The sequence below is a fragment of the Pseudomonas ceruminis genome (assembly GCF_021602025.1).
GTDB lineage: Bacteria > Pseudomonadota > Gammaproteobacteria > Pseudomonadales > Pseudomonadaceae > Aquipseudomonas > Aquipseudomonas ceruminis.
This window is the reverse complement of sequence record NZ_BQHW01000006.1, coordinates 1-12,950: the sequence shown is the minus strand read 5'-3', so window position 1 is coordinate 12,950 and position 12,950 is coordinate 1. Positions and strand designations below refer to the sequence as shown.

The 12,950-nt window shown below is 63.6% G+C and carries 7 protein-coding genes and 1 rRNA gene; 1 reads left to right on the top strand and 7 read right to left on the bottom strand.

Annotated elements, in window-relative coordinates; all coding sequences use genetic code 11:
* Positions 1-27 precede the first annotated feature (27 nt).
* A complete protein-coding gene (locus tag L6D80_RS09080; RefSeq protein WP_054899129.1) occupies positions 28-978 on the top strand; it encodes a LysR family transcriptional regulator in 951 nt (316 codons plus the stop codon).
* A gap of 36 nt (positions 979-1,014) precedes the next feature.
* On the opposite strand, the gene yfiB is transcribed toward L6D80_RS09080, so the two are convergent.
* From yfiB to rrf, 7 genes are all read right to left on the bottom strand, one after another.
* Positions 1,015-1,506, bottom strand: a complete 492-nt coding sequence (yfiB, locus tag L6D80_RS09075) for an outer membrane lipoprotein YfiB (RefSeq protein WP_176515614.1) — start codon at positions 1,504-1,506, stop codon at positions 1,015-1,017.
* 3 nt (positions 1,507-1,509) lie between these two features.
* Positions 1,510-2,781 carry a diguanylate cyclase DgcN/YfiN gene (dgcN, locus tag L6D80_RS09070; RefSeq protein ID WP_176515612.1) on the bottom strand — a complete coding sequence of 424 codons (1,272 nt, stop codon included), beginning with the start codon at positions 2,779-2,781 and terminating at the stop codon, positions 1,510-1,512.
* The gene (gene yfiR, locus L6D80_RS09065) at positions 2,778-3,344 is read right to left on the bottom strand and encodes a regulatory sequestration protein YfiR (RefSeq protein ID WP_054899126.1); all 567 of its coding nucleotides are present in this window, start codon (positions 3,342-3,344) and stop codon (positions 2,778-2,780) included. Before yfiR ends, dgcN begins: the two co-directional genes overlap by 4 nt.
* Before the next feature lie 86 nt (positions 3,345-3,430).
* Positions 3,431-5,506: an exodeoxyribonuclease V subunit alpha gene (gene recD, locus L6D80_RS09060; protein ID WP_176515602.1), complete on the bottom strand. Its 2,076-nt coding sequence runs from the start codon at positions 5,504-5,506 to the stop codon at positions 3,431-3,433.
* Positions 5,503-9,174, bottom strand: coding sequence for an exodeoxyribonuclease V subunit beta (gene recB, locus L6D80_RS09055; RefSeq protein WP_176515600.1), 3,672 nt, complete (start codon positions 9,172-9,174; stop codon positions 5,503-5,505). Before recB ends, recD begins: the two co-directional genes overlap by 4 nt.
* A complete protein-coding gene (recC, locus tag L6D80_RS09050; protein WP_176515598.1) occupies positions 9,171-12,647 on the bottom strand; it encodes an exodeoxyribonuclease V subunit gamma in 3,477 nt (1,158 codons plus the stop codon). Before recC ends, recB begins: the two co-directional genes overlap by 4 nt.
* 129 nt (positions 12,648-12,776) lie before the next feature.
* Positions 12,777-12,892 (bottom strand): 5S ribosomal RNA (rrf, locus tag L6D80_RS09045).
* Positions 12,893-12,950 lie beyond the last annotated feature (58 nt).

Below are 12,950 nucleotides of genomic sequence, written 5' to 3'. Positions count from 1 at the left end.
AAGAACGCACAAAAAAACCGGATCAACATGCAAAAAGACCTGACCTCCCTCAGCTCGCTGAACTGGGACGACCTGAAGTTCTTCCTGGAAGTGGCGCGCACCCGCAAGGCCAGCAGCGCGGCGAAACGCCTGAGCGTCGATTACACGACGGTGTCGCGGCGCATCAGTTCGCTGGAAGGTGCGTTGGGCACCTTGCTGTTCGAGAAATCGCGCACCAATGGCTTTGTGCTGACCGCCGAGGGGCAGCGCTTGCTGGGTTACGCGGAGTCGATCGAAAGCACTCTGCACATGGCCTGCGAGCAGGTGTCCGGCTCAGGGGTGGCGCTGTCGGGGCACGTGCGCATGGGCTGCACCGAGGGGTTTGGCAGCTTCTTCGTCACCCCGCAGCTGAGCCATTTCGTCGATGCGTATCCGGCGATCTCGGTGGACATCCTGCCGCTGCCGCACTTCATCAGCCTGTCCAAGCGTGAGGCCGATATCGTCATCGCCCTGGAACGACCAGAGCATGGGCCTTATGTGTGTTGCAAGCTGTGTGACTACCGCTTGCGCTTATACGCGACCCAGGATTACCTGCAATGCCACGCACCGATTCGCCAAGTGAGCGACCTGGTAGGCCACCCGTTCATCAGTTACGTGGATGACCTGGCGTTCAGTTCCGAGCTGCTGTACCTGGCCAACCTGATTCCCAATGCCAGCGCGCACCTGCGCAGCACCAGTGTGATTGCCCAGTACACCGCTGCCTTGCAAGGGCGTGGGTTGGCGATCTTGCCGTGTTTTCTGGCAGCGCAGGACCCAAGGTTGGTGACGGTGCTGCCAGAGGAGATCGAGGTGACGCGGCAGTTCTGGATGTACTGCCGGGAAGACCTGCGCAAGCTGAAGCGGATTACCTTGTTGTGGGATTACATCCGCGGGGTGACCGAGGCGAATGCGCCGTTGTTGATGGGGGAAACCCGCGAGATGCACTTTGCCCAGACGTGACGGGGCTGCTTTGCAGCCCACCGGGCGTGGGTGTTATCAGTAAGAAGCCACCACGATCGACACGCGTCGATTCTCGGTTCTTCCAGCAGGGGTGCGGTTGTCTGCCACCGGCTGGGTGCTGCCCAACCCGCGGGTGTGGATGTTCTGTGCCGGCATGCCGATACCGACCAGTGACCTGGCCACGCTCTGCGCCCGGCGCTCGGACAGTTGCTGGTTGTACGCCGCCTTGCCCGACGCGTCAGCATGCCCATCGACACGTACACCTTGGATACCGACACTCAGCAATGCCCTGCCGATACGCTCGACAATCGCCTGGCTCTGGCCGTTGAGGCTGTCCAAGTCACTGCCGAACAATACTTTGCCCGACAAGTCGAACGCCCAACCGTCCTCGGTGGGGGCAAAGCCTTCACGCTTGAGCACGGCAATCTGTTCGGCTGTCAGCCCCTTGGGGGGTGTGGACTGGCATCCGCTCAGCATCAGTAATGCCAGCAGCACGGCTACCAAGGGAAAACGCAAACGCTGTATCACGGTTCAACTCCTGTTCTTGATTTCAGCGGCGGACCGTTCCGTCTGCGCCGCTTGCCATCGGCCACGGTGCTTGCGCTTGGCCTGGTACATCGCCGCGTCAGCGGCATTGAGAAGACTGGCGGGGTCGCCGCCGTCATCGGGGTAATAGGCAATACCCACGCTCAGCGATGTGGTGACACTGCCACCGCTGTCGAGCTGCATGGGCAATTTCATGCTGGTAACGATTTTTTCGGCGATGCGTACAGCATCGTCGCGCGACTGAAGCGGTGTCAGCAGCACGGCAAACTCGTCACCGCCCAGGCGCGCAACGAGGTCGTGCTCACGCAGTTGCGCCCGCACGCGGGCGGCAACGTTGATCAGCACCTCGTCACCGATGGCATGGCCAAGGCTGTCATTGATCTGCTTGAAATGGTCGCTGTCGAGAAACAGCAGCGCCAGGTGCTCCTGCTGCCGGGCGGCGTTGCGCAGGCTGCGGTTCAAGCGGCCTTCGAAGAACGCACGGTTGGGCAGGCCGGTGAGGCTGTCGTGGCTGGCCTGGTGCGCCAGGGCGGCATTCTCGTTCTGCAGGTGGCTGTGCCAGACCTCCAGCTCATCGAGCAAGGCATTGAAGTCATTACCCAGCTCGTTCAACTCGGCAATTGGCGCTTGCGGTACACGTCGATCGAAGCTGCGCTCCCGGCGCGCGGCGTGGGCGACGCTGGCCAGGCTGCGCAGGGGACGGACAATATTGCCCAACAGCCGCCTTGAAAAGTAGAGGGCGACAATGGCGCTGAGGACCGTGCAGAACAGGATGCCCCCCAGGCCACTGAGCAGGAACAGCAACAGGCTGCGGCCTTGGCCGATCAGCTCGATGTGCCCGACTTTCTGTTGCTGGTGCATGACCGGCAAGTTGATCGGCTCATCCAGCAACGCCGTTGCCACACGCGCTTCCAGGTGCCCAAGCATGCCGTCATCGCTACGTTGCCAATGTGCAAGCTGCTCGCCGTCATTGTTGAAGACCTTGGCGTCGGCGACTTCTTCGGTACTGGCAATCAATTGCAAAGACTCATTGGCCGCGGCGCTGTCACCGAACACAACGGCTGCTTCGACGGTGTAGTTGATCGACCGGGCGATCAGGTGCAGGTTGTGGTTGGCGTAGGCGCGTAATGCCACTACCCCCAGCACGGTCAGCGAGATACCGACCAGGCCGACCGCCAGCAGGGCTACGCTGAGGTGACCGCGCCCCAGCACCGAGCGCAGGGTCGGGCGAATGCCATGCTTGTCGACAGCGCTCATGGCTGCACCGCCCGGCGCCGCGACAATTGCAGCACGCTGGGGTGGATGCGCACACCGGAGCGCGCCACGGAGTCGAGGTTGACCTCGAATGCCACCTGTTGGTCGCTGACCCGCAGGCAGAACAGGCTGCCTACCGTACACGGGTCGTCAGCTTCACTGATGCTCAACACCGGCAGACCGCTGACGGCCTGGAACAGGCGATCGCGCTGGCCAGGGTCGAGCTTGCCGATGTACACGGCATCACACGCCTGGGCGAGCTGCGGATCATCAGCAAGCAGGCGCCGCACCTGCAGCGGCTGGCCGGAGTTCTGCACGTTGCCTTTGATCAGGTCGTCGGCGTATTCGGTAGGGCCGACCAGGCACAGGCGCAACGGCACGGGCTGGTCCGGCCAGCGCGCATAACTCAGGATCCCAAGCACCACCTGAGTCACCGCCTTGGCCCGCTGCGGGGCCTGCATCGAGGTCGCCGACCCCTCCGCACGGGCGGGGCCGGCCAATAGCAGCAGGGCAGCCAGCAACAGCGAAAGCGCACATCCTGTCAACCGCCCCCCGGCCCCTGTCATGTGAACTGTCTCTCAAATCCTGCTTGAACTGGCCGCAACGATAGCACAAGGCCGCCTCTGCAACGATGCCGGTGGGTGCGCCAGCGTCAGACCTGCTCGAGCATCAACCCGGAAATCCGCCGCACCTTGCGTGCCACGGCCTCCTCGAAAATCCCTTGGCGTGGTTCGATCAGGCTGAAGCAGTGCTTGGCCCGGGTGATGCCGGTGTACACCAGTTCCTTGGTCAACACCGGGTTGAGTGCGTCTGGTAATACCAGGGCGGTGTGGCTGAATTCCGAGCCCTGGGACTTGTGCACGGTCATGGCGAACACTGTTTCCACTTCGTTGAGGCGGCTGGGCAGCACGAAACGTACCCCGCCGCTCCCGTCATTGCGCGGGAAGGCCACACGCAGCAGCGGCTCACCCTGCTCATCCGGCAGGCGTAGGGCGATGCCGATGTCACCGTTCATCAGCCCGAGACCGTAGTCGTTACGTGTCACCAACACCGGGCGCCCTTCGTACCAGGGCTGCTGGGTATCGATCAGCCCGGCATTGTGCAACACCCGCGCCACGCGCTCATTCAGGCCCTCGACACCCCAAGCCCCCTTGCGCACCGCGCACAGCAGCTGGAAATCCTCGAAACTGTGCAGCACCTTGCCAGCCCATTGTTCCCAACGGGGGTCGTCAAAGGGCGTGTCGCGGGACGGGCGGTGGCGGCCGATGGCGCGCAGGTAACTGCGGTAGCCCTGCGGGCCTTCGCTGCCAAGGTTCAGGCCGTCGAGGATCAGGCGGTCGAACGCCCGGTCATGCTCGTTGCGCAGAGCCAGGCCGAATACATCGGCCGGCGGCATGCTCAACAGGTCACGTGCCGCCTGAACCTGCTGGCGGTTGACCAGCCGAGCGAGCTGGCCAATGCCGCTGCCTTCGCCAAACCGCCGCGAGAAGCGCAACATCACGACTTGCTGAGCCAGCGGGTTGCGCAGCGCATCGCCTGCCTTGAGGCCACTGCCCGCCAACGACTGGCCGCCGATGTGCTCGAGCCAGGCCTGGGTCGCAGGCGTATAGCACCCTTCTTCGGCATCCCGGCACAGGTCGCCCAGCACCGCGCCGGCCTCGACCGAGGCCAGCTGGTCCTTGTCGCCGAGCAGAATCAGGCGGGCCTTCGGCGGCAGGGCATCAAGCAGGTTGGCCATCATCTCGAGGTCGATCATCGAGGCCTCGTCGACCACCAGCACGTCCAGTGGCAACGGGTTGCCGGCGTGGTGACGAAAATGCCGCGAGCCAGGTCGGCTACCGAGCAGCCGGTGCACAGTGCTGACATCGGTGGGGATCTGCCCACGCACTGGATCGCTGACCTGCAAGCGTTCGACCTGTTGGCCGATGGATTCAGTGAGGCGCGCGGCAGCCTTGCCGGTGGGTGCGGCCAGGCGAATGCGCAAGGGCCTGCCCTGCTCCACCGCGGGTGCCTGCAACAAGGCCAGCAAGCGCACCACAGTCGTGGTCTTGCCGGTACCAGGGCCGCCCGTGATGATGCTAAAGCCCGCACGGGTAGCCAGGGCGCAGGCAAGTTTCTGCCAATCGACCTGGCCCGCCAGCGCCCCGTCGTCGAACAACTGCGCCAGGCGTGCCGGCAGGTCCGGCGGCGAAGCGTCGTGCTGGCTGAGCCGTTGGCGCAGGGTTTCGTCAATCTGCCGCTCGTAACTCCAGTAGCGGCGCAGGTACAGACGCTCGCCGCTGATGACCAAGGGGCGCGACTGCTGGCCAGGCGTATTGCCAGCAGCGACCAGCGGGCTGGCAGCAATGCGTTGGTGCCAGGTGCGCAGGTCGAGGTCGGCGAGCAGTTGCGAGGGCAACAGCAAGGGGCCGGTGAGCGCATCGCCTTCGGGGGGCAACGACAGGGCAAAGTCCGGCTCGGCGAGGGTCTGCTGCAGGTCCAGGCAGACATGCCCATGGCCAAGTTGATGGCTGGCCAAGGCTGCAGCCAGCAGCAACAACGGGTCGCTGCCAGGCGCGCGCTCTTCGAGAAAGGACACGAACGCTCGGTCCAGGGCGCGCAACCAGCCTCGCTCGACCCAGCGGTCGAGCAACTGCAGCAGGTCACCGCTGCTGCGCTGGGGGGCAAGCGTGAGCAGATGCTCGGCGTGCAGCGGGGTGGGCAAGAGGTCGTCAAGGGTGCGGCTCATGGCGCAACTCCGGCAAACAGGTCCTGCTGTTCGGGCTCGTGAACCCCTCGGAACAGCGCGTCGAGTGCCTCGATCAGGGCACGCGGGGGCTTGGCAAAGTACACCCCATGGCCACGGCTACTGGCGCCGCGCAGGAAGATGAACAGCGCACCGCCGACATCGCGGTCGTAATCGTAATCCGGCAGGCGGGCGCGCAACTGGCGATGCAAGGCCAGCAGGTACAGCACGTACTGCAAGTCGTAGCGGTGCTCGAGGATCGCCTTTTCCATGGCCAGTGCGTCATAGGCCTGGGTATCCGGGCCAAGCCAATTGGACTTGTAGTCGGCCACGTAGTACCGGCCGTCCAGCTCGAATGCCAGGTCGATGAAACCTTTGAACATGCCGTTGAGCAGGGTCGGCTGGGCGGCTGGGCGGGCGGCACCGGAATGGGTATGGCGCGCCACCAGTCGATCGAGTTGCTCGGCGTCTACCTGATGGCTGGCGAACCAGAACTCCATTTCGATCTGGTAGTGCTGCAAGTGCGCCAGGGTCACGCTGGTGTCGTTGGCCACCAAGGGCTCATTGAGCAACTGGTGCAGCCATTGACTGAGGGTCGGAATCCAGCCAGTCCAATCCCGGCGGTTGCAGCGCTGGCCCACAGTGCGTTCGATCAGGATGGGGTTGCCGGCCACTTCGGCGAAGCCTTCGCGACCGGCCCATTCGAGCAGACCGTGGAGGAACGTGCCGGGGTTCGGCCCCCGCGGGAAGCGATGGATATCGCCACCGTCGGCAGGTGCTTCACGCACCAGCTGGGCTTCGACAACTTCGTCGTCGAGCAGTTGTTGAGCTTGGGAGCTGTCAGCGCTCAGGGTCAGCTCACCGACCCGCAAAGCACTGTAGGACGCGATCCACCAGTGTTCGGCCGCTGCACGCCGAGGCTTGCGTGCCGGTAGCAGTTCACGCGTGGCATGGGGCGGCGCGTAGCGCTGCTCGTCGGCTTCCGGCAAGCCGGAGCAAGCAATGTGCGGGCAGCCGGCCAGCAGGCTTTGCAACCACTGCCCGAGCTGCGCAGAACGTTGCAGTGGCGCGCCGCCCCCCAGCAGGTATCCAAGGGACGAACGGTGCAACTGCGAGTTTTTCTGGTTGCCGCGCTTGAGATCGGCAACACCCAGCCAACAGGCGTACTGGGCACGCGTGAGTGCGACATAGAGCAGGCGCAGGTCTTCGGCCAGGCGCTCGTCGTCCGCCAGGGCTATCTGCGCCTGGTCGGGGGTCAGGGTAAGTTGCACATGGCCTTGGCTGTCGTGCCAGGCCAGCGGCAGTCGGCTGCCGTCCACCGGTTTGCTGGTGCAGATGAACGGCAGGTAGACCAACGGATACTCAAGGCCCTTGGACTTGTGGATGGTCACCACCTTGACCAATTGCTCATCGCTTTCCAGGCGCAGGATCTGCTCTTCGCCGGCCTGGGCCGAGCTGGCCAGGTGCTCGGCCAGGTGACGGATCAACGCCTGTTCGCCGTCCAGCTCCCCCGCCGCCTGCTGCAGCAGTTCGGCCAGGTGCAGCAGGTTGGTCAGTACCCGTTCGCCATCGCTGCGCGCGATAAGGCTGCGCGGCAGCTGGAAGTCGTGCAGCAGGTGCCGCAACATCGGCAACACACCTTGGCGCTGCCAGGTGTCACGGTAACCGCGAAAACGCATCACCCAGCCTTCCCACACCCGCTCGTCCTGGTTCAGCTGGTTCAGTTCGGCCAGCGACAGGTTCAGTGTAAGGCTGGCCAGGGCGGCCTTGAGCAGTCGTTCAGAGTCAGGTTCGGCGCAGGCCTTGAGCCAGGCCAGCAGGTCATGGGCCTCCTGGGCCGCGAACACCGAGTCCTTGTCGGACAGATAAACGCTGCGCACGTCGCGGGCCGCCAGTTCGGCGCGTACCAGCTGCGCCTCGTGACCGTCCCGTACCAGGATGGCAATGTCCGAGGGCAGGCAGGGCCGCAGCTTGCCTTGCTCATCGCAGAACCCGCTGACGCCTCGTTGGCCGCCATTGAGCAGTGCGACGATGTGGCTGGCGCAACTGGCTGCCAGGTGCTGCCGGTACAGGGTGCTGGAGATGGGTTCGTCGCTTTCCAGTTGCCAGCATTGCAGGGCTGCAGTGGCCTGGCCGTCGATCAGCAGCCGTTCACTGCGCCCCTTGGCGCGGACCTCGATAAACGGCAAGGGGTTGTCGTCCGCTTCACGGAACAGAAATGCCCCCCGTCCTTGCTCCCGTGTCTCGGCCTGCAGGAACACGCGGTTGACTGCGGCCACCATCGCCTGGCTGGACCGGTAGTTGGTGTCGAGGCTGTGCAGGCGGCCAGCGGTGGCACGTCGGGCCGACAGGTAGGTGTAGATGTCAGCGCCCCGGAAGGCGTAGATCGCCTGTTTGGGGTCGCCGATCATGAACAGGCCGGTTTCCGGGGAGTTTTCGCTGATGCGGTAGATCCGCTCGAAAATGCCGTACTGGACGGGATCGGTGTCTTGAAACTCGTCGATCAGCGCGACCGGGAACTGTTCGCGAATCAGGCTGGCCAGGCGCTCGCCTGCTTCGCTGCCCAGGGCATGCTGCAGGCGTAGCAGCATATCGTCGAAGCCCATCTCGGCACGTCGTCGCTTTTCCACCTCGAATCGTGCAGCAACCCAGGCAGCAGCGTGCTCGAGCACAGATGCATCCGGGCTGGCCAGGGCTTGCAGCTGTTGTGGCAGCTCCTGCATGGCCTGAAGGGCCGGGTGTGCAGGTGGCTCGCCAACCTTCCAAGCTTCGGCCATGCCAGCTGGGGTCAGGCGCGTGAAGCCCGTGCCCAAGTCGAGCTCCACCACCTGCTCATCGCTTGCCCAGGCCCGTAGCTTGTCGAACCAAGGTTCGAAGAAGCGTGCCTGCAGCTTGCGCCCATCGGCCTGCTTGGCGGCCACTGCATCACGGCAGAGTTGCTGTAACTCGTCAGCCCACTGCAGCCAAGGCGCTTTCAGCTGGCACAACTGTTCGACGCGCTGTTGCAGGGCGGCATCGATCAGCGCTTGCGGCGTTTGTTCCTCCTGCTGGGGGCGTACGCGGCCAAACAGTGGCCGAAGCCGCGGCAACAGCGCGTCGGGGCTGCCCCAATGGGTACGCACCCAGGCCAGGGCATCGCCGCGCATGCCATAACAGAAGCGCCGCCAGTAGTCGCGCATGACCTCGGCAAGCAGGTCGCTGTGGTCGGTTTCCAGGCTTTGGGTGAACAGGCTGCCGCTGTCGAAAGCGTGCTCGCGGAGCATGCGCTGGCACCAGCCGTGGATGGTCGACACGGCCGCTTCGTCCATCCACTGCACGGCGACTTCCAGGCGGTTGGCGCAGCGTGGCCACTGCGTTTGCGGATAATCGTCGCGTAGCTGGTGCAGCAACGGGTCCGCTTGCTGCAGTTCGCCGCGAAAGAAACGCGCGGCCTCGGCCAGGCGGGCGCGAATACGTTCGCGCAGTTCCTTGGTGGCGGCATCGGTGAAAGTCACCACGAGAATCTGCGGTGGCAGCAATTCGCGACCGAAGCCCTGCTCAGCACCGTGGCCCAGGATCAGGCGCAAGTAGAGTGCGGAGATGGTGAAGGTCTTGCCGGTGCCTGCACTGGCTTCGATCAGTTGGCTGCCATGCAACGGAAAACTCAGTGCCAGGGGACGGACCTGGGTCATGCGCCACTCTCCGGATTGCCCAGGGTCTGCCAGGCTGCGCTGTATAACGGCCGGTACAGGGTTTCGCACCAGCCTTCAAAGGTTTCGTCGGCGCTGAGGGCCGCGAAGTCACGGAACTGACGGGCCAGGGCCAGGCTCTCGCTGCGTTCGCCGAAATGGCTGCGGCCATCACCTTCATAGGCGCGAATGGCGGCGGCCAGTGCCTTGTCGGGGTCATCCTGGCCCAGCCAGGCAAAGGCTGTCTTGGCCGCAACAGGCAGTGGCGCGTTCATCGCTGCCTGGCGCGCCACCAGCAGGTGGCCGAGCTGCTCGGCGGCCTGGCCCTGGGGCAGTGGCCCAAGCAACAGGGTGATGTCGCTGGCCAACAGTGCGCTGTGCAGCGGATAACCCGCAGCGCAGGCGGCAAGGTGCATGACCCAGCTGGTGATCAGACGGTGCCACTTGAGGTTGTTGCGCCCGGCACTGATGGTGTTTGGCACCGTGGTGATACTCAGCAGGCTTTGATCCTCCGCCTGATAAACGCGGCCAAGCCAGCCTTCCAGACGCTGGCTGCCGTGCTCGAAATGGATTGGCAGGGTACCGTCGACTACCGTGGCCCAGCGCTGCAACAACTGCCGATGGCGCTGCAGCAAGTCGGGCAGTGGCTGGATCAGCTCGGCTTGCAGAAGCTCACCGAAGCCAGCCAGGGGCAACATGCCACAGGCCTGCAGCCGGCGCGCCTGGGCGTGCAACGCACGCTCGGCGTTTTCCGGGTCGGCCAAGGCGGCGCCCAGCAGGCTTTCGCTAGCACTGTAGCGTTGCAACGCATCAAGGACGAAGGGTTCCTCATCTGGCGTTGGCGCTTCCAGTGCCTCGAAAAATACTTTCAAGCGCTGGCTAAAGAAGTGCCGCACGGGGTGACGCAAAAAATCCTGCAGCTGCGTCAGGGTCAGGGCCTCGTCGCTGCTATAGGGAGGCAAGCCTGCTTCCGGCTGCACGCCCTCATGGTCATGCTGGTGCAGTAACTGCCATTCGTGGGCATAGCTGAACAGCGCGCTCCCCTTCTGGAAATAACGTGGGCTGAAGGGCTGCAGCGGGTGCTCTTGCGTCAACGCATGCAGTAACTGCTCACCCGGTTGCTGATCTTCATCTGCACCGGCCAGACGCCAACCGGCGGCCAGGTGATCGCGCAGCTGGCCAATGAGCACGGACGCCGGGCGTTCACTGTTATCGCGAATGCTCCGGCCAACCCAACTGACATACAGCTGGTCACGTGCAGAGAGCAGCGCCTCGAGCAACAGGTAACGGTCATCTTCGCGACGCGAGCGATCGCCAGGGCGGTAGTCACTTGCCATCAGGTCGAAATCCAGCGGCTGTTGGGCACGTGGATAATCGCCATCGTTCATGCCCAGCAGACACACCACCCGGAATGGAATGGCGCGCATCGGCATGAGCGTGCAGAAGTTCACCGAGCCGGCAAGAAAACGTTGGGACAATTTGCCCTGGTCAAGGCCCGACAGCCAGGCCTCGCGAATTACCGTGAGTGGCAACAGGTCTTGCAGGCCAACGGTCTCGCACACTTCCAGCCAGCTGTCGCGAAGATCTTGCAGTTGCATCAGCAGAAACTCGTCGTGCTCATCCTCAGCGAGGAAGAACACCTGCAACAGCGCGTTCAGGCGCTCACCCCACTGGGCAGCGGTCGCCGGCTGGGACAACGCCTCGTTCGCCACCTCAAGGGCATCGAGCAACGCCACCAGTGGGCCGATCAGCGCGGCGTCCAGGCCCCCAATTTCGTCATAGGGTTCAATACCGTCACACCCCTCACCTGCACCCACGGCATAACCGAGCAGCATGCGCCGCAGGCCAAACCGCCAGCTGTTCTGCTCCAAGCCTTCGGGCAATCCGAGGGTGGCGCGCTGATCGGCATTCAGGCCCCAGCGGATACCAGCGCCTTCGATCCAGCGGTGCAGCGTCGGCAGATCGCTCTCGCGGATTGCAAAGCGCGCACGGACGGCCGGGACGTCGAGCAAATCGAGCACCTCACTGACCGCAAAGCGGCTTTCTGGCAGCTTGAGCAGGTGCTCCAGGGCAATCAGCAGCGGGTCGCGGCCGCGCTGACCTTGGTCGGTCAGGGTGAACGGAATGTAGCGCGGATCGTTGCGCTGCAACTGGCCGAACACGGCCCGGATGTGAGGGGCGTAGGTGTCGATGGCCGGCAGCATCACGATGACGTCGCGCGGACGCAATGTCGGGTCGGCGCTGAACCGGGCGAGCAACTGATCGTGGAGGATTTCTACCTCGCGTTGCGGGCTGTGGGCAATCTGGAAACGCACGGAGCGATCCTTGGCCACATCGATAGCAGGCCACAGCGCACGGGTTTCGGCGAGCGGGCGGAGTTCGAGGATATCGTCCTGCAGTTGGCTGAGCAGGGTGCTGGGCTGGCCTGCACTGAACAGGTCAATCCGCCCTTCGCTGAAGACGCCTTGGTAACTGCCGGGGTCGTCATAGCTGTCGAGCAGGTTGATGTAGTCGCGGCCTTGCTTGCCCCAGGCGGCCAGCAAGGGATGTGCATGTTGATGCAACGACTCGTCGTCCAGTTGCACAGGCATGCCTTGCTTGCGCTGTTGGCGTTTGTACTGGTGCCGCAGCAAATCCTTGTCGGCAACGATGTCGGCCCAGTGATGCCGGCAAGGGTTGTGCACGCACAGTAGCACCTGGCTGAAACGCGCAAGCCCAGCGAGTGCCTCCAGCGCTTGGGCGGGCAAGGAAGATATACCGAATACGATCACTCGAGCTGGCAAGCCCGGGGGCGCCTGCTCCAGGCTGTTGATACGTTCGATGAAGCGCTGGTGCACCCCTGCCCGGCTCTGGGCCATGCCTTGTTCGCCGACATCTTCGAGCAAGGCTCGCCACAACTCAGCTTGCCAGCGATTACCTGGAGCCAGGGGTTTGCGTTCGCCACGAGCGGTATTGAGGATATGTTCACCGGCGGCCCAATCCTTGAGCCAGTCGGCCCGATAGACCTGGTACTGGTCGAACAGGTCGGCCAGGCGCTCTGCCAATTGGTAGCGTTTGCGCAGGTCACCGTCATCGGTGAGGAAGCGCCGCAGTGGTTCAAAGTGAGGACGCTCGATCAGCGCCGGCAGCAAGCGCATGAGCCGCCAGGTCAGGGGAGCCTTGTCGAGCAGGGATACCTCGGGGATTTCGTCCCGGCCTAGCACCCGCCGGTACAGCTGCCACATGAAGCTACCGGGCAATTGCACCTCGATGGCGGCAGCGATACCGCAGCCGCCTTGGTCATCTTCGAGGGGGTCTTCGGCCAGGGCCAACTTCAACCACTGGGCAATGCCGTTGCTCTGCACCAGCGCGATTTCGTTTTCCAACGGTGCCAGCGGATAGCGCCGCATCCAACTCACCACCAGGCTACGCAAGTCATCCAAGCGGTTGCCGTGGACGATCATGAAACCGGGATGGAGTGAGGTGGTGTAGGCCATTGAAAGTTCTCTGGACGCGCTGAGCTGAGGGGAACGATATCACGGCTGGCTGCCGAGACCGCCGTTTGCCAAAGCCAGAAAAGACAAAACCCCTACCTGCTCGCGCAGATAGGGGTTTTGCGAAATGAATCTTGACGATGACCTACTCTCACATGGGGAAACCCCACACTACCATCGGCGATGCATCGTTTCACTACTGAGTTCGGGATGGGATCAGGTGGTTCCAATGCTCTATGGTCGTCAAGAAATTCTGTTGCCAGAATGTCCAGCTGGACAGCCTAGCGAATTCGGATATGCGATATT